A 21,120-nucleotide genomic window follows, 5' to 3' on the forward strand; every position below is an offset into this window, starting at 1 on the left:
TTTCAGCTATTTCTTTTCAATGAACAGACCATCCAACTCCATAAGGTAGTTGTCCACTTGGGTCTGGTTTTCGTTTCCGTATAACACGAGGATTCTATCGTCCTCATTTAGGACATAGTCTGTGAGTGATGGTATCTTTTCATGGTTTACATAGAATTTGAGTGAATAATCCTCATTTGTGCAGAATGTGTGTTCTGGCTTTTTGTCTGGGAATGTAAAGCAGTTATCATCTAGTCCGACTTTGATGGTGTGAAATAGGTATCCAATATTGACATTTGATGCATGTCTGTGGATGGTGTCACCGTTTTGGCTCTCAAAGTGAATGTATGGGCTCTTTACCTGATAGTCTGGCAGTGAGAAATCAAACTCATCGCCAAAGATTCTAACTAGTATGGCTGCGTGTTCGTGCTCATCTCCTAGCTTGCCAGCGCCTGGTGGGCCTGACATTTGAGTTCCAGTCACTGCTATTTTTTCATAATAATGGTATGACGCATATCCTACAATTGCAATCACTACTGCAAAAACGCCGATTGCAATCAGGGTGTTTTTTTGCTTTGAGGCCTTTTGCCTGTCTGCATAGTTTTCCCGTTCTTTTTCTCGTCGGGATTCCCTGTTATTGCCCATTGAGTTTGGTGCAAAATCAAGCACTAATTAATCAATCGCCATTTGATCTTACGATACTATAATAAAATACAAAACTCCGCAGAAAATGATTGGACTGCATATTCTGCGATATTATATCCAGTAGCCGCGAGGGCCATTTCATTTACGAAGATGATAATCATGTGGCGTTTTTGGACAAGTATCCAATTGACAAGGGTCACACATTAGTTGTTCCAAAACAACACTATGAGAAGATCACAGACATGCCAGAGGAAATGGTTGGGATTTTGTTCTCAAAGATTCCAAAAATCGCTCAGGCAATAATGAAGACTACTGGCGCCGTTGCGTTTTCCTTGGCACAGAATAATGGACGGGCTGCAAAGCAAATCATACCGCATGTCCACGTACACATCATACCAAGATATGCGGAAATGGGTGCAGTCTGGACCAAGCGAACCATTCCAAGCTCGGATGAGCTAAATTCGCAGGCAACACAAATCAAATCAAACTTTTAGGAATTCATCCTATTGGCAATCTGCTTTAGTAATTGAAAGATTTTATCAGTATCTGGGATTCCAGCCCGTCGTAGTTCTGCCTTTAGCAGCAAGAGCGGGTCAGAAATCTCTGGCCTTGTGGTCTTTAGCTCGACTTTGACATTGTTGATTTGCTGGCGTTTTTTTGCAATCTCGTCCTTGGTTCGCTGGACTATGAGTTCCTGGTATAGGAGCTTGTCCTTCATTTTCTCACACTCTTCTTCTAGTACGGATAGTAGATTTTGGACATTTTCGATTGTAACGTGTTTTGGATTTATCTTGTCCAGCTCGTATCTGGTCTTGATTTTATTTTGTAGTAGGTCTAATTCTCCTAGGAATTTTTTTTCATCCTGTTTGATTTGCTTTATTTTCTCCACCTTGTCTTTTATCATGCCGTTTACAAATCTGAAATACTGGTCGGTGTTGCCAAACTGATCCTTTAGCTGAGCAGACTTTTCCTTTACTAGGTCCTCATTGGTTTGGTTTTGGTTGAATCTATTGGAAAATGCAATGATTCGCTCCTTTGGAGACATTGGGTCTGACGATGGATGCTGTTTTAGCTCCGCTGTAATGTGAGACCATTCTTCTTCCGATGAGATGTTTCTATTGTATCGATCATCACCATTGCGTGCAGTACGGTGGATGTGTTTTGTCATCGTATAGTGATGTGCGAGGCTATGATTTTACCCGGGTGTTGTTTATTAGAACACACATTTTTTGTTCGTTTAAAGTAACAAGACTAGTCTTAAAAGATGAACTTCTAATTTTGTAGTGTAATGGACATTTTGATTGCAGAGGACAATGAATTTACTGCAAAACAGTACAAAACGGCGCTGGAAAAGCACAATCACAAAGTCACTCTAACAAAGGATGGGGTAGAGTGCGTTGATCATTACACCAACGAGGCAAAATATGAGGAGTTGTTCCGCAAAACCAGGACATCCCCATTTGATATCGTATTATTGGATCATGACATGCCAAGAATGACTGGAGCTGCAGCCGCAAAAGAAATTCTAGAGCAAAGACCAAACCAGAGGCTGATATTTTTGTCTGCATATGGCAATAATATCATGAATAAACTACAAGATGTCCGAGAGGATACCATCCAAATAGTGCAAAAGCCCTTTTCGCTGAGCTTTTTGATAAAAAAAATAGAAGGCTCGCGTCTCAAAAAAAGAATCATCAATACTCAGGATGGTAATGTGATGACTGCGTCCCAAGATGGTGCGGCAATTCGATAATCTGCCCGACAACCTTTTATGATATAATAAAACCCGACAGTTATTGTCGCCAAAATTTGTCGTAATGGCGGTTTTAACTTCCATCATACTTTGTCAAATCGGATTATTTGCTGTTGCTGAAGCTGAAAAGACTCCTGATTTTGGATTACAAAGAAGCCAAGGAGTACACGAAACTGAACAAAACACAATTCTCGATAGTCGTACACAGTTAAAGATTACAACAAAAAACGGGTTTAACTCTGTAATTGATCTTGTTGTGACTGTCGATCCACCAAATCGCGGAGTGGAGGCGACTATTAATGGAAAGACATCCTTGACAATTGATCCCAAAAAAGAAAATGCAGGTTTGTCAGTCCATGTTTCAGATGATGCCCCTGATGGTGACTATAAAGTAACAATTACCGGTACAAGTATTATCAATGGTAAGAAAGTCGAACGCATTACTTTCTTTACAGTTAAAGTAAAGCCCCCTAGTGAATTTTTCCTTAAAGCAAATCCCTCCTCAATAACAATACCTCAAGGAGGAAGTGGGTTTACCACAGTTAAAGCTACAGCTACAAAGTCATTCAAAAATCCAATTAATTTGGAAGTGTGGTTCAAATCTACTGGATTTTCAAGCAAATTTTCAGGTGATGGGCAATTAACCATGGAAATGATAACTCAGTCCTTTACAGAGTGGTTTATTGAGCCAAAACAAGGCAAACCAACAAACACAAAGCTAGAAATCAAAGTCAATCCTCATGTCGCACCGGGAACGTACTATGCAACAATTGAGGGCACGATGCAAAATGTTCAATTTGGCGCACCTAAACATTCAATCCCACTAACGATTCATGTGACTGCAAATCCAGAATTTGCTCACCTGCAAGTTCCGACTTTATTTGATATGGACTTTGAACATCGACAAGAAACAGTACAAATGGGCTCAATGCTTCTAAATGACATTACCGTTTGGTCGGAGAGGCCTGATGAGACCATCACATTTACTGTATCTGTGTCGCCACCTAACAAAGGAGTATCTGCAGACATAAATCAGAAAAGGATCATCCCAAACAAATTACCAGCTACTGGAGTTTTTGTAATGGTTGCCGTTTCTGATTCTGCTGAGCCTGGCAAATATACGGTCATATTAACTGGTGTCACATCTACACTATCTGGCAAAGAACTAACACAGAGCGCGAGCTTTGATGTCATTGTACCAGAAAAGAACAAAAAAACAGTAGAACCTAAAAACTCGGAACAATCGTTAATTCAAAATGATCCATCAAAATCATCTACAATAAAGAAAGCAGAATTTGCACAAATACGCGCCGAGCTTGGTAAATTATATCAAATCAGCAAACACGGTGAAAAACTTGCATCCCTAATAAAAAATGCCAATGATGATGAATCAAAAGCACTAAAGAAAATGTCCGGAGATATCAAATCCGTTTATTCAAAAACAAAAAACACTGATGCAAAAAAGCTAGACGAGAAAATACAAAAGCAGATTAAAGATGCAGAAGTTGATAAAAAGCAAATATCTGCAATTGACAGCGCATCTAAAAAAATAACAAAACAAATCATTAGTATTGCAAAAGATAACGATATTAAAAAAACAGAATTAGACAAGATAATTAAAAACGACAAAAAAAATACAGATTCAAACAAACCACAATCTCTCAATAAAATCAAAGAGCACTATGTTGCTGCTTACAATGAAATATTTGATGATGATGAGATGTATCGCACTGTTTCTCCCACCGCATCCGCCATTGCTGACTATTGGGACAATGTCATGACTACTCTACCATCGGATCCAGAGCAAATAAGCGAAGATACTATCAGAGCAATAGATCCTTCTGGTTTGTCATCAATCAAAAAAGAATCCATTCTGGATGATTTGGACCCAACAATTAGGGGGCCAGACGTTAATGAGTCAAAAGAAAAGCCAAACACCGAGGAAAACGACCCGAATGCCCCACCAGAATCAATTCTGGATGATGTAGATACTGATTATGCTCCTGATGCTCGCGCACCAAAAGAAAAGCCAAAGACAACACCCTCTGGAATAGATCATCGCAGAATTGCACTAGACGACATGCTCATAATTGAACAATCACTAGCACAAGAACTTCAAGATTATCTCAGAGATAAGATGCTACAAATTGATTTAGAAAGACAACTCAAAGACCTAAAACAAAAAATCACAATCACTGATACAAAAAAGCCGATTATCCAAAAGGATCCAACAAAGCTGCCTGAAACAAAAACTGACACTAAACCAAAAAGCACTCAACCAGAAAAAACAGAAAAGCCAGTCATCCAAAAAGATCCTACAATAACAAAGCCAAGCAACACAAAACCTACACTATCCATTCCAAAACAGGTAACATACGAGGCAACTGGCCCATCTGGAGCAAATGTGGTATTTTCCACATCAAGCCAGGACAAGGAAGACGGCTCACTTATCCCTGTTTGTACTCCTACATCGGGCTCTACATTCCCAATTGGCACAACTTCAGTTAGCTGCACTGTGACAGATTCTAATAATAATTCAGTTTCTGGCTCTTTTACCATAACCGTACGTGATACGACACCTCCTGCCTTTGCACCATTCCAGCCAACAGAAGGAGTCAGGGATGATTCCGGCGTGCAGGTGTTCTTTGATGTTACTGCCAATGATCTGGTAGATGGTAATGTTCCAGTAAGCTGTAATTATCAATCCGGTTACAAATTCCCACCAGGTGTTACCGAATTGAAATGCACTGCATCCGATTCCAGAGGGAATCAATCAACAAAAACAGTACAAATCACAGTAACTGTAACCGAATCAGGCCAATGATACTGTTGATTTTCATTGAACTTTCCAAGATGTAGTCTATTAGATAGAATAAGACGTGATCTTTATTACACAATAGACTAGCAAAAACCTGTGAGACAATTCAAGAATTCCTCACTGTTTTTGATATTCATATTGATTAGTTCTGTAACTTTTACCAATTTTGCAAACGCCCAAGATATCGATGCTGATGGTGATGGCATCTCAGACAATAAGGACAATTGCAAAAAAATAGCAAACAAGAACCAGTCAGATAAGGATGGGGATGGAATTGGTGATAGCTGTGATCCAAAAAATGATAAAAAATCTGATTCGACCAAAAAACAAACAAAACCAACATCACAAAAAAATCCAAAAAGTGTCAACAAAAACAATGTTGTTGCAAAAGCAGAAAATGAAATAAAAGAAACAAAGACCGAGACCCTACCTAATGGTGCTCAAGAGACTACTACAAAATACAAGGATGGTACAAAAGTAGTTGAAGGCAGCGGATTACGTCACACTTGGGTTAGTACAACATACACAAACGGCACAACCATAACGATATACGATGGAGGTGATGGCGGATATGAAAAAAGTAGTATAATGGACAGCGTTCGAGTTCGAGGCTATCCAAATGGAACCATAGTCACATCGGATAGTACAATGCTTATTTACCGATACCCAGACGGTTCGCGTTTTGTAATTTATGATGTGCTCGGAGGTGGTAGAACCGATATTACTTTTGCAGATGGTACTTATCGCTCCATTTATGGAAGTCGCACCGATGATCGTGTGGCAATCGCAGTTGACATATTGAAGTCATTCTGGGGCAATAATGTACCAATAGCAAATCAACGACCGAACGTTAACGATGATGCAATGGTTCCAAAAAGCGCTACACCGCCAACAAAAAATCAGATAAAGGTTTCAAATGATGATCTCAAAACCTTGTATACGATAGCTAAATTACATGAAAGTGCATCTACCACATTAGCTAGTGTAAACGACCAACAAACAAAAATTCTACAAAAAGCTACTGCAGCTGCAAATCAGGACCTAACAAAAGAGCAGAAAACTATACTAAAATCATTACTCAAAGAACAAGATTCTGATAAAAAAGACATCAAAGCAATTCAAGATTATACCAAAAAAGTCTCAAATGCAGTTAAGAAACTAGCTCAAAAAGAAGGACTGAAATCATCAGAACTTGATAAAATAGCAAAACCGGTAAAATCTGGAAAACCCATCAAGAACGGCCCTGCAAACCAGCTAAAACAGGATGCGACAAATGCAAAAGATACCCTTGATGAAGCAAAAAAATTCCAAGAAGAAATTGACTTGGCAAAAATTGCAATTCAGATAGGAGAAATACTGCCAGATTCGGAAGGCAGAAGTAATTTTGAGCAAAGAGTGGAAAAAAGGTTTGAAGAGCAATATGCCAGAGAAAATGCTCGACAAGATCGAGAACGAGAACAAAAATTAGCCAAACAACAAGAAGAGGCTGATGAAAAAAGCAAACAACATGTAATTGACATGATGCAACAGCTCTTAGAACTAGTTCAAAAACAAGAACAAGCCCAGACTGACTCTGTTTTGAATACATTACCTGATCCACATCTATATGAACAAACCCAAAACAAAGATCTGGCTGCAAAGAAGGATCCAAGTAAACCGGCCACTACATCTAATGTTATCCCACTTCAATCAAAACGAGGTACATATAGTGAACCTACAAACCCATGTACATCAAAAAATCTGACTATTGAGGCCATGTGGATTTTGGCAAAATCATCAAACATTGATTCTGGATCAGCTACTGTACTTATTTTAGATCTTGGAAATAACAAACCCAAGACACCTACAAGTATTAGTAAAAATATTGATGATGGGGTAATCCGATATTCTGGATATGCTGAACATCCCGGACATTATCAGCTTTGGTTATCAGAAATCGACGGTAAAATAATGCAAGGCAGTCTAATTGATATTGTAATTCCAAACTTGTGCATCAGTACATCGCCACCTCCAGTCATTGCAGAACCAGGAGGGGGTGGATTTAACGTGGAGCCTAATACAAAACCGACTTTAACCATACCGAAACAAATAACACAAGAAGCTACTGGTCCATCTGGCGCACTTGTGGAATATGTTCCAACAGGCATCGATAAAGAAGACGGTTCCATTACTCCAATATGCAACCCGCCACCATACAGTATTTTTCCAATCGGTGTTACTACTGTATCTTGTACCGTAACTGATTCTAATGGTAATTCCGTATCGGGATCATTCACTGTAACAATACGAGATACCACACCACCAAACATCCCAGCATTTCAACCCCGGGAAGGAGTCAAAGATGAATCTGGAATTCAAGTCTTCTACGAGGTAACTGCAACAGATCTAGTGGACGGTGCAGTACAAGTAAGCTGCAACTATCCTTCTGGCTACAAATTCCCAATAGGAGTCACAGTTTTGACATGTACTGCATCGGATTCACATGGAAATCAATCAACAAGGTCATTACAAATTACGGTAACTTCCACACAATCTGGCCAATAAATCACGGCTTTAATTTTCCACCAATCTTCCACTCTAGTTCTGCTTTTTCCTGAGCAATAACATCCAGTAGTTTTTCTTCAGAGCTTTCCACTTTTTTGATGCTGGACTGGGTTGTTTTCTGTATGTTGTTATTTGCTTCAAAGAACGGTAATCCAACCAAAGAAGCAACAAATGTGATGATTCCAATGCCAGATATTATGGCAATCTTGGTCTTGATGGAATGTTTCATTATTTTAGGTGATTCCAAATAATCAAAAAACTAGTCTGTGATCAAACTGCACAAGCTAGAGATTTGGATTATATCGTAGCATGGCGCCAGATTTGCCCAGACTGGACAACATCACACCGTATTCGGATAGTCCTGAGATGACCTCTATTTTCGTGCCAAAAGGTATTGCTATCGTGGATAGATAATCCACAATATCCTGAACGGTTGCCTCTGAATCCATTGATTTGCAAGATGGGCATGGCTGGTTTAGCAGCTCAGTTTTTCTTGTAATGACCTTGTTGTGTTCTAGTATCTCTTCTTGGATGTTTTTGCATCTTCTACATGTTACTTCCAGTCTGTGCAGATTGGTATCATCGGTGATTAGTATGGTATCAACTACATTATTTTTCAAAAATCCCATTATGTCCTTGAGGCCATAAACTCCAAGGCCTGACCGATTGTTGATTTCTCGGAATAATTTCTCTACTAGTTTTTTTTCTTCTGATAATCGAAAATCAGACAAAACATCCTGAGCTTTTATGAATGCCTCACGAATTCCCTCCGAACCAGAATATGACGTATCCAGTGTGGCAAGCACCATGTTTGCTAGCCTATATTCTAGATAGTTTGCTTTCAGAAAGTCTTCCTTTGTAGGTCCTGGGCCTGACACTATCAAGCCCTTGATTGGATAAATGTCAATGAAAAATTCTTTGGTTACCTCGGCCACACGATTATAATAATATGACAACTCCATTTCTCGCAATCGCTCAAAACGCCTAGCTGACTGGCCACCCTGTCTGTGTTTTCCTGCAACGCCAGAGCTAGTCTCTCGAAGTACCTCGATTTTATCACCATGGAGTAGGCCCCACCCGGCATCCTTGGTATCAATTGCTAAAAACCCAATCAGATTGTCATCTTTTAGCATGTCCTTTAGAATATCGACATGGAAATGATCATCGCATCTATACAGCGAGGTTGCCAAGTCCTTTGGCGGTTCCAGCTCCCATACTTTGATGATCTCACTACCAAGTGGACCGCCGCCTTCTGGTGGAACTGCACCACAAAACACGACCAATCCTCGTGGTGGTGTGTCCTTGTACAGCTTTAATCTCTGCTGGACGCGAGATAGTGCATCTACAACATGGGTTCTAGTCATGGCGGACTTGATGTTGTCTGCGGTTCCAGCCTCCTCTCTTAGCTGGTTAATCACAAGGTGAAGTTGCTTTCCCTTTGGAATGTATACTGTAATGAGCTCAGTTCCCCTTCCGGATATTCGTGATAATTCGTCTAGTGTCTTTTTTATTTTGTAAATTTTAACGGAGTCTTGCTTTTCTATGTTGATTTTTCCCAATGATTGAACGCCTGGCGGATGCAATATTAAGATTCCAAAACGGCATCAAATTTTGTGATATAATGCCGCACTAGTCAATAATCATACCATGGCGTGCCATGCGTGGAAAAAACACCATACCAAATCCAAACACAGGACTATCCCAAACTATTGCGATACAAAATAACAAAATCTGGATTTTACCATATGGAGGAACTGATCACCAGAATATACATTGAAGAACAAATCCCAACCATGCACACTCTGGTGAATCTTGGCATCTTGCTGCGAGTAAACATGTGCCAGACAATGAATATGGAAAATGAGAGTATGTTTCAGGATGTCTCTAGCAGAGCAAAAAAGTTCGGAGGAGTAGAACCAGAATACATTGCCGAGTGTGTCAAATCACTAATCGGACGAGGATTAATTGAAGCAAATCCACAATATGATCGAGGCCTTGCCTTGCAAATACACCACTACGGGTTACATTCCATCTAGTACTTTTCTGAATACTTCTAATGGTTGATTGCCAGTGATCTTTGTTATTTTATCACCAGAAATTATCAGAAATGACGGTGTTGCATTGATTTCAATTCCCTGTGCAAATTCGTATGTATCCAATACCTCTTGATGGTATTTTTTAGAATCAAGACACTCATTTAGTGACGCTGTGTCTACCTCAGCAGCTTGGGCAAATTGGGTTATAGCGTCGCGGTTTACCCAGCCGGTTCTCTCACCTTTCCAGCTTCTATAAATGACATCGTGCATTGGCCAAAATTTCCCTTGCTCATTTGCACAATGAGCTGCCTCTGCTGCCAATACCGAATCAGGACCATTTAATGTAAAATCAACAAAAACAAGGCTTGCCTTGCCAGAATCAATATACTCTTTTTGAATAATACCTAATCTGTCTTTGTGAAATTTGTAACAGTACGTACACTGATAGTCGCCAAACTCGATTATTGTGATGGGTGCTGATTCATCACCCATGTACGGTGAGCCCAAGGTCACCAGTTCAGATACGGTAAAATCCCCAGATTCTGGCTCATTTGTCCCAAAATACACCGCCGCAAAAATGGCTGCTGCCACACCAATTCCTACTGGTATTGCAAGCATTACCTTTGACATTACCCCAAATGAAATTTGCCGCAAACAAATAGCTATCGATGAGTAGCTATTGTCCAGAGAGCCGAGTTTTTTGCGGCAATCTCGGCAACAAAAGGATCAGATGCTGACGATATTATTATGAGATCTCCATTGTGCGGATGCAGCTCATCTAGCAGTGTCTGTCTGGTCTTTGAATCATTTGCAAGACAGTCAATGTTTTCTTTGGGAAACACAAACTGGTTGTCCTTGTATTGGATGGTAGTAGCCCCACTTGCCCCATACAAAATAGCATAGTCTCGTTGCTCCATTCCAGATTTTGTGGCAGTAGAATATCTCTTTAGAATCACACCGTAGTTGAATTTACCTGGAGCAATTGAGCATTTTTTTATTGCACATTCGTGTGGCATCACATCATATAGGGATTTTACAAAATTCTTGCCCTTGTTAGTAAGAAATGTGCCGGATTTTGTCGAGTCTGCAAACGATTCCTCCTTTAGGTGGGCAATCATTGTTTTGACTGCTCCCTCCCCCATGTGTAGCTGCGAGCAAAACATACTTCGAGATACAAATTGATCCACATGCAACATCTGCAAGGCCTTGAAGACGTGCGGAACAGAAAATGTTAAAACCTTTGCTGATCCTTTTCTGGAAACAATATTTTGCAAGGCCTGAACCTTTGATTGCATGCTCATGATTTTATATATTGGATGGATCATCCCAGAACTTAAATACATTCAGCTAAACCTGACTTGCATGTCTCAATCAAAAGAGATTGCAATTTCAAAGTCAAGTGTTCCAAAGATAGCAATTATCGCACTAGCTGCAATATTTGTTCTAGGAATGTTTGTAGTCGGCTTTGATCAAGGACACGTCTTTAGTGTTGTCTTTGGCGAGCAGGCCTTTGATGAAATGTACATTCACGAACTAACTCATGACATGAGACATGCAGCTGGCTTTCCGTGCCACTAGGTGTTCGTCATGAAGGTTTCTCTTTTTATTGCGATCATAGTTTTGTCTGGCGCTCTTGCCGGAGTTTCTTTGGGTTTAGTTAATCTGGTGATAGTCGAGCCATACTTGGATACTGCAATTGGAATTGAAAACCAAAGCCTGTTTGCATCAGGTGAGGAAGAGGATACGCCAGAGTTTTGGGCAAACTATTACTCGTACAGAGTGTGGCAAAAGGGTGGACAGTTACTTGCAGGTGCTATTCTTGGAACATCACTAGGCACATTGTTTGGCATAGTGTTTGCATATTCAAAAAATGCGTTGCCAGGAAAATCAATGATCAAAAAAGCACTGGTGCTGAGCCTCATCATGTGGGCAACACTATATGTGATACCATTTGCAAAATACCCTGCAAATCCTCCAACCGTTGGAGACCCCGAAACCATCATGCTAAGACAGTCATTATATCTGGCATTCATGGCAATCTCTGGCCTTGGCGCACTGGGATTCTATCAGGTATACAAAAAAGTAAACAAAAAGGCAATTGCATTTGCTGGCTATGGAATAATGATGGCAGTAGTGTTCTTTGTAATGCCGCCAAACCCAGACCCAGTACAGATTGACTCTGGACTATTGACTGGCTTTAGGGTAACATCCATGATTGGAATGTCGGTGTTTTGGGGAGTAGTTGCAATCATTTTGGGTGCATTATGGCAGAAAACAAACCCAGATCGAACCGCTCAGGCAAAATATCAGTGATTATAGATTCTCATTCCATAAAACTAGAACAATAACATTTTATTTAAAGAGCAATCCACTCACCACAGTCACTTGTCTAAACGATTCACACTACCTCAATTAAAAAAATACGATGTCACGCAAAAGGTAATTGAGGCACTAGCTGATGCCGAGTCGCGCACCATACTGTTTTCTGTGATAAAACAGGGAAGAACTGCAGCTGAGCTAGCAGACAAGTACAAGATTCCATTAAGCTCTGTTTACAAAAAGCTGGCAGATTTGGAGGATCTGACACTGGTCCACGTAGAAAGATGGATGATATCAGACAAGGGCAGAAAATTCAAAGTATACCGAAGCAGAATAAGCAAAGCAGACATTTCAATCAAAAAGCCAGAGCCGGTTCTGAGCCTTGCACCAAACCTGTGATACCATGATAGAGAAAAACTCGATATTCCAGCTCAGTCAGTACGATATCACCCAACAGATCATCGAAACACTGGCAAATGTTTACTCTAGAGCAGTATTGTTTTGTATAATAGATGAGGCAAAGGATGCCCAGACAATTGCTGATGATCAAAAAATGTCAATTTCTACAGTATACAAGATATTATCCAATCTTGAAAACCTCACACTAATCGAGGTGGACAGATTCGAAATCTCTGATGCCGGCAAAAAAATAAAATTCTACAAAAGCAGAATCAAAAAGGCCGAAATCATAGTCGGTGGAAACACGCCTACTCTGAATCTGCAATCCAACTAGACTCATTCTATAATTTTAGAACATATCCCTGCTTTAAATAAAGTTAGGCGCGCCTATCAAAACATTGAAGCAGTTTTTGATTTTGGCGCTAGTCGTATCGGTGATATTTTCTGCCATACCGTACTCTAGTGCAGAATCCCAGGACATTGCACTTGCCGATGCAACAGGAAGAGTAGTAACACTTGGGATCGACATGATTCGAGAGAGCATACAGAATAACAGTTATGATTCGGCGTTGAAATATTCTAAATTTACAACCGATTTTTATTCTGCACAAATATACACACTGCGCTCATCAAATATCGAATCTGCAGATGATCTACATCTTTTATTAATTGACATTCACTCCAAAATAGCGCGTAGTGCATCATCCGATGAGATTTTTGCAGACTTGGATATGGCCTCACAATATGTGAGTAAATTTCCAACATCAACAGAGCCACTAATGGTCGCATCTCACTTGTTGTCTGCATCTGATCAAAGTTACCAGCTATCAAAACCAGAAAACAACGGGGATCATTTCTACATCATTGCCGATTCGCTCAGAATAATGTCATTTAATTTATTCAATAGCAATTCAGCCCCACAAGAAAGACAAGCAGATGAGATTCGCGCATTTTATTTGGATTTACAGCAACACATGGATGCCAAAAAAGATTTTGTCTCAATTGGTAAGCTGATCACAACAATTCAGCGAGACATTACCGGAACTGATACAGTGCTTGTTGATTCTGCTAATTTGTATAATGTGATTCGTGATTTGTATTCACAAACCGATGTTGAGCTGCAAGCAGGCAACTATGAAAAGGCAGAAGAGTTAGTGATTGCTGCATATTTGGATAATTTTGAGTACCTGGAAGCAGATATTGAGATAGTTGATGAAACACTACTCCACACCATGGAACTCAACATGAGAGAAGAGCTTCGTGCAATGGTAAAAGAGAAAAAATCGCCAGAAGAAATAATGACATTCATCAATGATCCAATACTAAAAGATCTGGAAAAAGCAGAAGGCTTGGTATCGAATCTAAAACGAGCCGATCCACAAGTAGCCCATGCTGCGGCGGCTCAACCAAAGCTGCTAAACCCAATGGGTTCTGCCACGGATGATCAAAAATCAGGCGTGCGAGCTGAGATTGACTTCATTCGGGCAACACTTGAAACCATGCTGGTTCAATACCAAAACCAAGACTATACTGCGGCATTTACATCGGCTAGAACTGCATATTTGGATAGCTACGAGCACGTAGAGATACCGCTTCGAAGCATTGATCCAGATTTCACACTAGAAGTAGAGTTACAATTTGCTGAGCTAAGACAACTAATCAATGAAAAGGCAGATTTTTCTCAGGTCCAAGAAGCCGCAATCAAGGTACGACGAAGTCTTGATGAGTCAGAAAGACTGGTAACTGGGACTGGACAGCTGGCGCCAGCAATTGCGTTTACATCATCATTTGCAGTAATATTTCGAGAGGGATTGGAATCGGTTCTGATTCTTGGCGCAATTCTGACATATCTAGAAGCATCACGAAACACTCGATTCAAAAAATACGTCCATTATGGAATTGTTTTGGCAATAGCTGCCACTGCAGTGACATGGGTAGTTGCAGCTTATCTGATCAAGATCTCTGGAGCAAATCGGGAGCTAATAGAAGCAATTGCGGCACTTTCGGCCACTGCAGTTTTGTTTTATGTCAGCTTTTGGATCCTAAACAAAATAGAGCACAAAAAATGGATGGAGTTTGTCAAGGCAAAGGTCTGGCAGGCATCCACCACCGGTGGTGTTGCAGTATTTGTAATGTTGTCATTCTTTACTGTATACAGGGAAGGATTTGAAACTGTACTGTTCTATGAGGCAATGTTTGGATTTGCAAAATACATGGAGCTGTATGTCGGACTGGGATTTGTCCTAGGTATTGGAACTTTACTTGGGATTTACTATGTGACTCGAAAGCTTGGAAAGAGATTACCACTAAAGATGCTCTTTGGCCTAACAATGGGCGTTGGCGCATATCTGTCAATTGCGTTTTTGGGCAATGCCATAAGGGAGCTGCAAACACTGGACATAGTACCATTTACCAGCATGCTTGGAATCATTCCAAGACTAGACATCAATCTGGCAAAGATGACTGGAATCTATCCAACACTAGAGACATTGATTGGACAGCTGATCATGCTTGGAATCTACATGGTTGCAGCATCATATGTTTTGGTATTGAGGCCAAAAAGAGAAGAAAAAATAGCAACCATGCGCAAATCAAGACGAGAAGCAGATGAGCCAAAGACGAATTAGAATCGGAATTGATGTTGGCGGTACATTTACCAAAGCAGTCGCAATAGACATCAAGACTGGCCAAATAATAGGCAAATCCACCATACCAACCACCCACAAGGCGCAAAAGGGAGTTTCGGAGGGAATCATTACCGCACTATCAACCATACTAGCAGAATCAAAAATAGAAATAAACGAAATTGAGCTAATTGCACATTCCACCACACAGGCAATCAATGCATTATTAGAATCAGACACTGCAAAGGTTGGAATCATTGCAATGGGAGTTACTCCAGAAAAAGGCAACATCATAAAGCGCACTACACTAAATGATGCAAAGTATAATTCCGATCAATCGCTAAAAACAGAGCACGCATTTTTGGATACTGCGCATCTGATATCAGAGTCAGAGGTAAACCAAACCATATCATCACTAAAAGAAAAAGGAGCTCAGGTAATAGTAGCTACTGAAGCATTTGGGGTAGACGATCCATCCAATGAGATGTTTGTAATGAAAAACGCCATCACACATAACATTCCGGCAACCGCATCACATGAAATCTCTGGAATTTATGGGCTGGAGATACGTACATTGACTGCTGCAATAAACGCAAGCGTTCTGCCCAAAACCTTTGAGGTGGCAAACTTTGTCGAAGAGGCAATAAAAAATGCCGGAGTCCATGCACCAGTCATGATAATGAAGGGAGATGGGGGTGTTACCAGCATGGACACATTTAGGACAAAACCTATTCTTACCATATTATCTGGGCCTGCAGCCAGTGTTGCAGGGGCCCTACTATACCTAAAAATATCAAACGGAATATTTGTGGAGGTCGGCGGAACATCAACCAATATCTGCATAATTAAAAATGGCAAGCCAGAGATTCGCTATGTTACCATAAAGGATCATCCAACTTGCATTCGTTCAATGGATGTCAGGATATTGGGAGTGGCGGGAGGTTCCATGATAAAGCTCAAGGATAAACATGTCTGGAAGGTAGGCCCTCGCAGTGCGCATATTGCAGGTATGAGATATTCGTGCTTTGCCGACTCGGATGTGCTCAAAAAAGGCAAGATAATCCATGTCAAACCAAAGCAAAACGATGCAGACCCATATGTTGCCGTACAGTGTGAAGGTGAAACATTTGCCATTACCAATACTTGTGCTGCAAATGCACTGGGAATGATAGAAAAAGACGACTATTCCTATGCCAATCAGAATTCCGCAAAAATTGCAATGGAGTTGCTGGGCAGAGAAATTGGAGTGACTGGTCCTGAAGCTGCAATGTCTGTAATTCAAACAGCATCATTTGAAATAACAAAAACAGTATCAAAGATTCTAAAAGAATTCAAGATGGATAAAACAAAAACCCAGATAATCGGCGGCGGTGGTGGAGCGTCGGTTTTGGTCCCATTTGTTGCAAAGCAGCTAGTCATTCCATACCAAAAAGCAGAGCATGCCGAGGTAATATCGTCAATTGGGGTTGCATCTTCTATGATCCAAGAAGAGTTAGAGCACACCATAGCAAACCCAACGCCGGAGCAAATCTCGGAAATGCACAAAAAAATCCATCAGATCATGATAGACAGGGGCGCTGTACCAGAATCCATTGTGATAAACTCGGAATACATTGCAGAAAAATCACTACTGCGAGTTTCTGCCACCGGAAATGTCGAGATGGATAGTGCAGATAATGCAAAAAATGTATTCACATTAGATGAAGCAAAAAACAGGGCATCAGATACCATGGAGTTGTCCTCGGATTTAGTAGACCTTACATTTGAGACTGATCATTATTTTGTCTTTACAGGACATGTATCAGAAAAGAAACTATTCAGCAAGAAAAACCGTCACCATGTACTGGTTTTGGATAGGTTTGGTAGACAAAAGCTATCAATACCAAACGCCAAGATATTCCAAGGCGGTAAAATCTCAATATTGGAAGAGCTGGATGATTTTCTGGAATCACGCAACAATGACATTGCACCCCAGGTGTATCTGATGAATAATTTGAAATTAATCGACTTTTCGAGCCTGACATCAATATCTCATATACTTAATGCAGTACAGGGAGAACTGGATTCATCTGAAAAGGCAGCAATCATAGTAGAACTGTAAATGTTGGTTGCTGATTATTGTTTAATCTTTGATTTGAACTCGATTATTTCCAATTCTTTTCCGTTTTCCGTGATTTTTGTTATCTTTGGCTTAAAGTTTGGCTCATCCTTTGGAAGTATCTTACCATCTGCGGATGCCTGATTCAACTCTATTATAACAAATACAGACGCTGCAACTAGTATGATTAGCGCAAGTGTTGTCATCATGGACGCATTTCTGTAGGGTATGATTAAAGAAAGCTGGAACTATCACACCAAAATTGGTTCCAAAAAGGAATCTATACTGAGAAACTCTTGATAAAACAGGCATGTTACTCGGTATATCTCTGGTTGTGATGGGCTCACTCATAATTGGATTCTCGCTGTTTGGCCTAACAAACAACCCATTATCGGCGGAAACGTGGCTTCAGATATCTCACCAACACTATGTCGTACTGTTTGGGATTGGATTTTTACTAATTGGGATTAGGATGCTAAGAAAAAAAAGGCCTAGTTTGGTGCCTTGAGAACGTACTGATTGTTCATCTCGTCCCATGTTTCATCAGTTACTGCGGAAATTACCACACCTTCAGATATGATAATCTCCATCACGTGTGGAGTTAGAGCCTGAGTTACTATTTGGTCGGTTCTATCTCCAAATCCACCGTGACTGGATGTGAACATTACATCCAACTTGTACTGCTCTGGGAATGACTCTAATATTGTGATTGGGCCAAACTCTAGTGTATCTTTCATTCCATCAAATGCAAATGTTGGCGATGATAAAACGAACTCGCTGGCAATTTCGATTATGGTTTGATCATCATGCGCCGGAATGTCTACTGGCATTGGAATGTTTTCCTCACCCGCACTCCAAATTATTTGGTGTAATTCTCGTAAAACACTTGGGGCCGTATCTGATGCATCAGTCCATGAAAATTCTTTTTCAAACACTCCTTGGTTTAGATGCAAAGTATACGCAAAATAGTCGGCCGCACCTTCATTTGGAAGATAATCATCGACTAGAATGTTGAATAGTTTGCTTTTCTGGAATGCTTGATCAATTTCTTTTATGGTGAGATCATCTAGTGGTACATTTGTAGTAGATTTACCTTCGGTGATGACGATCATGCCATTTTCTGGATCAAATGTCATTGTCTTTGGGGCAAATCCTGCAAATCCTCCCTCTCTCGTTATTTCAAGTGTGTATGGTGCAGTTGATTTTAGGTTCATTCTCTCAATATTCATTATTACGGACATGCCTTCCATTGAGCCGGATTTTGCAGTGCCGATTTGCTTTTTGTTTGTCAAGTCTAGTGTAAATGAGATTTCATCTCCAACCTGGTGGATTTGTGGATTCTTTACCTCAGTTACCACACCTTCAAAGCACAATGTAGATTGTGTTTGTATGCATACGTCGCTTGGGGTCAGGTCCATTCGTACAACTTCGAGACCTGCTGAGCCTGCAGATACAACAGTTGCCTTGTCATTATTGATTAGAAAGTGAAATGCCAGCCCAGCAAATTCTGGGGGAGATTCTATCACATTCTTTCCATGATACACCAGCATGGATTGTCCTGCAGATGCAGCGTTTGCTGAAAATAATACGGTAAATACGAACAAACCCAATATAGCAAGTCCTATTCTTTGATTCACGATTGTTTTTATGATGATTTGATTATAACTTTTGATTAAATTTGGTTTTAATGTAGTCATAATCATGTAAGACATGTCTAAAAACTAGATCGCCACATATCACTAAATTGTATAATATTGTACCCAACAAATTGATCGGATCATTACGATTTTTATGCATACTATATTGATCAGCTTATTTATGCCAGGTATGAGCAACATAACTAATGACTAAAATAATTTCTAATACAATACTAATGACATCACTTGCTGTAATTTTGACAATCGGTGCAACATCACAAGCATTTGCACTCGATGTATCATTTACACCAATTTCAACACCATTTAACAACCCAATCGGAATCGATCATTTCGAAGGAACACCAGACAAGGTAGTAATCAGTGTCAACTATGCAGGTGGGATACCACGAAACTTTGAGCTGGTGGCATCTGATGGTTCAAGAACCGGATTTTCAAGCCTTTCTGGTTTTACTGACGAAGTAAAGATTGCAACTGCCAGAGACGATGGAGTAAACTCCTTCACACCAGGTACAATGTTTACCGGAAATGGAATTGATGGCCAAATTGCCAAAGTTAATCCAGACGGAACATTTGTCAATCCATGGGTTGATCTTCCGGGAGTCGGAAACGGTTTGATGAGAGGTAGCCTTTATGTCGATAGAACTGGTGAATTTGGTGGCGATCTGATTGTTGTAACAACTAATGGTGAGGTTTGGCGAATCAATTCCGCAGGAACCCCAACCAAACTAGCTGATGTTAATGTACATCTTGAAGGCGTAATGACCGTACCGAGAGACCCACAGTTTGGCCAATTGGCAGGTAAAATAATTACCGGCGCTGAAGGCCAATCCCGTGTCTATGCAATTAGCACTGCGGGGGCAGTACAGTTTTGGGCAATACCATTTAATATTGAAGACATTGACCCCATACCCGAAAATGAAAACTTTTTCGGTGTGAACTTTGGAACCGGTAGATTACTTGGTGTTCCAGCTTCATCATTTGATAGTGTAGAGGGAGAGATCCTAATTACACAAGAATTTGGTGGCGGACCAACAGGTCTTGGACTATTAAGATGGGATTCTACAACAAACGCTCCAACTGTTGAATTCATTGGACGCCAAGCAGGCTCTTTCGTGCAAGGCCAATGGGAACATGTTACATTCTCAAGCGCAGGAATTGTAGAAATTCCACCAGCAGAAGAAATCTGTGGGGATGGAATTGACAATGACAATGATGGACAAGTTGACGAGGGATGCAACACAACTCCAGCAGCACAAGACGGTACATTTAGCACAGCAGAAGACACTCCATTGAGTGCATCAGCTGTTGCAACAGATGCAGAAAGTGACCCACTAACATACATGATAGTAGGCCCAACACCTGCAGGACTGATATTCAATTCTGATGGTACATTTACCTATGTCCCAGCACTTGACTTTACTGGCACAATATCATTCCAGTTCAAGGCAAATGATGGTGAGTTTGACAGTAATGTGGCTACAATAACCATAATTGTTACACCAGTAAATGACCAACCGGTTGCAAACGATGGTACCAACACAACTCCAGAAGATACATCAGTAGGCGGGACAGTAATCGGCAGTGATGTTGACGGAAACGCATTAACATTTGCATTGAACACACCTGCAACAAACGGCAGCGTAGTTATCAATGTGGATGGCACGTACACATACACACCAAATGCAAACTTTAATGGTGTAGACTCGTTTACCTTTGCGGCAAACGATGGTACAGTTGACAGTTTACCTGCAACAGTCACCATAACAGTAACACCAGTAAACGATGCACCACAATGCAATACTCCAACCACAACTACTCCATACATTTGGCCACCAAACCACAAGATGGTATCAATTGGTGCTACCATGACTGCAACTGACGTAGATGGCGATACAGTTACCATTATCGTAAGTAGCATATTCCAAGATGAGTCAACAAACGGCCTTGGAGATGGAGATACATCACCTGACGCAACCTTATCCCCAGCTCAAGTAAGAGCAGAAAGATCAGGTACAGGTGACGGACGAGTTTACATTGTTACAATGACGGCAAATGATGGAAATGACGGAACATGCAGTGGCACAGTACAAGTTATTGTTCCTCACAGCATGAAAAAGCCAATATCTGCAGTCAATTCTGGAGCAACATACAATTCCACACTACCATAAAATCCAATTCTCTTTTTCTTTTTGTACAAAAACTGATTATATTACACTAGAATGAGAACAAAGCCTAAATCAGAATAAC

At 40.5% G+C, this 21,120-nt stretch carries 21 protein-coding genes; 13 read left to right on the forward strand and 8 right to left on the reverse strand.

What is annotated here, in order from left to right; all coding sequences use genetic code 11:
- Window positions 1-6 precede the first annotated feature (6 nt).
- Window positions 7-624: a hypothetical protein gene (locus SU86_RS04650; protein ID WP_048189205.1), complete on the reverse strand. Its 618-nt coding sequence runs from the start codon at window positions 622-624 to the stop codon at window positions 7-9.
- 89 nt (window positions 625-713) lie between these two features.
- Between SU86_RS04650 and SU86_RS04655 the strand changes: the two genes are divergently transcribed.
- On the forward strand, window positions 714-1,118 hold the full coding sequence (locus SU86_RS04655; RefSeq protein ID WP_048187782.1) for an HIT family protein: 405 nt from the start codon (window positions 714-716) through the stop codon (window positions 1,116-1,118).
- Here SU86_RS04655 and SU86_RS04660 read toward each other — a convergent pair.
- Window positions 1,115-1,792, reverse strand: a complete 678-nt coding sequence (locus SU86_RS04660; protein WP_048187784.1) for a hypothetical protein — start codon at window positions 1,790-1,792, stop codon at window positions 1,115-1,117. The two genes, SU86_RS04655 and SU86_RS04660, sit on opposite strands and share 4 nt — an antisense overlap.
- A 120-nt stretch (window positions 1,793-1,912) precedes the next feature.
- Here SU86_RS04660 and SU86_RS04665 point away from each other — a divergent pair, with 120 nt between their 5' ends.
- The 3 genes from SU86_RS04665 to SU86_RS04675 all read left to right on the forward strand — a co-directional run bounded on the left by SU86_RS04665 (window position 1,913) and on the right by SU86_RS04675 (window position 7,739).
- Entirely contained in the window at window positions 1,913-2,377 is a 465-nt protein-coding gene (locus SU86_RS04665) for a response regulator (protein WP_048187786.1), read from the forward strand.
- A 43-nt stretch (window positions 2,378-2,420) separates the two neighbouring features.
- Window positions 2,421-5,201, forward strand: a complete 2,781-nt coding sequence (locus tag SU86_RS04670) for an HYR domain-containing protein (RefSeq protein ID WP_048187788.1) — start codon at window positions 2,421-2,423, stop codon at window positions 5,199-5,201.
- Between the two features lie 132 nt (window positions 5,202-5,333).
- On the forward strand, window positions 5,334-7,739 hold the full coding sequence (locus SU86_RS04675; protein WP_158507473.1) for an HYR domain-containing protein: 2,406 nt from the start codon (window positions 5,334-5,336) through the stop codon (window positions 7,737-7,739).
- Window position 7,740: 1 nt separating this feature from the next.
- Here SU86_RS04675 and SU86_RS04680 read toward each other — a convergent pair whose 3' ends face one another.
- Window positions 7,741-7,968: a hypothetical protein gene (locus tag SU86_RS04680; protein WP_048187790.1), complete on the reverse strand. Its 228-nt coding sequence runs from the start codon at window positions 7,966-7,968 to the stop codon at window positions 7,741-7,743.
- Between the two features lie 55 nt (window positions 7,969-8,023).
- Window positions 8,024-9,298, reverse strand: coding sequence for a peptide chain release factor aRF-1 (prf1, locus tag SU86_RS04685; protein WP_048189206.1), 1,275 nt, complete (start codon window positions 9,296-9,298; stop codon window positions 8,024-8,026).
- A 102-nt stretch (window positions 9,299-9,400) separates the two neighbouring features.
- On the opposite strand from prf1, the gene SU86_RS04690 reads away from it, so the two are divergent.
- Window positions 9,401-9,775, forward strand: a complete 375-nt coding sequence (locus SU86_RS04690) for a hypothetical protein (protein ID WP_048187791.1) — start codon at window positions 9,401-9,403, stop codon at window positions 9,773-9,775.
- Here the strand turns inward: SU86_RS04690 and SU86_RS04695 are convergent.
- Together SU86_RS04695 and SU86_RS04700 are read right to left on the reverse strand one after the other, a co-directional pair.
- Window positions 9,761-10,405 carry a DsbA family protein gene (locus SU86_RS04695; RefSeq protein WP_048187793.1) on the reverse strand — a complete coding sequence of 215 codons (645 nt, stop codon included), beginning with the start codon at window positions 10,403-10,405 and terminating at the stop codon, window positions 9,761-9,763. The genes SU86_RS04690 and SU86_RS04695 overlap by 15 nt on opposite strands.
- Before the next feature lie 32 nt (window positions 10,406-10,437).
- Window positions 10,438-11,070: a DUF4443 domain-containing protein gene (locus tag SU86_RS04700; protein ID WP_048187796.1), complete on the reverse strand. Its 633-nt coding sequence runs from the start codon at window positions 11,068-11,070 to the stop codon at window positions 10,438-10,440.
- A 67-nt stretch (window positions 11,071-11,137) separates the two neighbouring features.
- On the opposite strand from SU86_RS04700, the gene SU86_RS04705 reads away from it, so the two are divergent.
- The 6 genes from SU86_RS04705 to SU86_RS04730 all read left to right on the forward strand — a co-directional run bounded on the left by SU86_RS04705 (window position 11,138) and on the right by SU86_RS04730 (window position 17,218).
- The gene (locus tag SU86_RS04705) at window positions 11,138-11,353 is read left to right on the forward strand and encodes a CbtB domain-containing protein (RefSeq protein WP_048189208.1); all 216 of its coding nucleotides are present in this window, start codon (window positions 11,138-11,140) and stop codon (window positions 11,351-11,353) included.
- A 9-nt stretch (window positions 11,354-11,362) separates the two neighbouring features.
- Window positions 11,363-12,088, forward strand: a complete 726-nt coding sequence (locus SU86_RS04710) for a CbtA family protein (RefSeq protein WP_048187798.1) — start codon at window positions 11,363-11,365, stop codon at window positions 12,086-12,088.
- Window positions 12,089-12,160: 72 nt separating this feature from the next.
- Window positions 12,161-12,493 carry a winged helix-turn-helix domain-containing protein gene (locus tag SU86_RS04715; RefSeq protein ID WP_048187800.1) on the forward strand — a complete coding sequence of 111 codons (333 nt, stop codon included), beginning with the start codon at window positions 12,161-12,163 and terminating at the stop codon, window positions 12,491-12,493.
- Window positions 12,477-12,827: an ArsR family transcriptional regulator gene (locus SU86_RS04720; protein ID WP_320408970.1), complete on the forward strand. Its 351-nt coding sequence runs from the start codon at window positions 12,477-12,479 to the stop codon at window positions 12,825-12,827. Before SU86_RS04715 ends, SU86_RS04720 begins: the two co-directional genes overlap by 17 nt.
- A gap of 64 nt (window positions 12,828-12,891) precedes the next feature.
- Window positions 12,892-15,120: an FTR1 family iron permease gene (locus SU86_RS04725; RefSeq protein ID WP_048187804.1), complete on the forward strand. Its 2,229-nt coding sequence runs from the start codon at window positions 12,892-12,894 to the stop codon at window positions 15,118-15,120.
- Window positions 15,101-17,218, forward strand: a complete 2,118-nt coding sequence (locus SU86_RS04730) for a hydantoinase/oxoprolinase family protein (protein WP_048187806.1) — start codon at window positions 15,101-15,103, stop codon at window positions 17,216-17,218. The genes SU86_RS04725 and SU86_RS04730 overlap by 20 nt, the downstream gene beginning before the upstream one ends.
- Window positions 17,219-17,232: 14 nt before the next feature.
- On the opposite strand, the gene SU86_RS04735 is transcribed toward SU86_RS04730, so the two are convergent.
- Window positions 17,233-17,424 carry a hypothetical protein gene (locus SU86_RS04735; protein WP_048187808.1) on the reverse strand — a complete coding sequence of 64 codons (192 nt, stop codon included), beginning with the start codon at window positions 17,422-17,424 and terminating at the stop codon, window positions 17,233-17,235.
- A gap of 101 nt (window positions 17,425-17,525) precedes the next feature.
- On the opposite strand from SU86_RS04735, the gene SU86_RS09595 reads away from it, so the two are divergent.
- Window positions 17,526-17,723, forward strand: coding sequence for a hypothetical protein (locus SU86_RS09595; protein ID WP_148550789.1), 198 nt, complete (start codon window positions 17,526-17,528; stop codon window positions 17,721-17,723).
- Here SU86_RS09595 and SU86_RS09370 read toward each other — a convergent pair.
- On the reverse strand, window positions 17,707-18,852 hold the full coding sequence (locus SU86_RS09370) for a hypothetical protein (protein ID WP_148550791.1): 1,146 nt from the start codon (window positions 18,850-18,852) through the stop codon (window positions 17,707-17,709). The two genes, SU86_RS09595 and SU86_RS09370, sit on opposite strands and share 17 nt — an antisense overlap.
- 206 nt (window positions 18,853-19,058) lie before the next feature.
- Here SU86_RS09370 and SU86_RS04745 point away from each other — a divergent pair, with 206 nt between their 5' ends.
- Window positions 19,059-21,041 (forward strand): cadherin-like domain-containing protein, encoded by a 1,983-nt coding sequence (locus SU86_RS04745; RefSeq protein ID WP_048187810.1) that lies wholly within the window; start codon window positions 19,059-19,061, stop codon window positions 21,039-21,041.
- Window positions 21,042-21,120 lie beyond the last annotated feature (79 nt).

Source organism: Candidatus Nitrosotenuis cloacae, assembly GCF_000955905.1.
Classification (GTDB): domain Archaea; phylum Thermoproteota; class Nitrososphaeria; order Nitrososphaerales; family Nitrosopumilaceae; genus Nitrosotenuis; species Nitrosotenuis cloacae.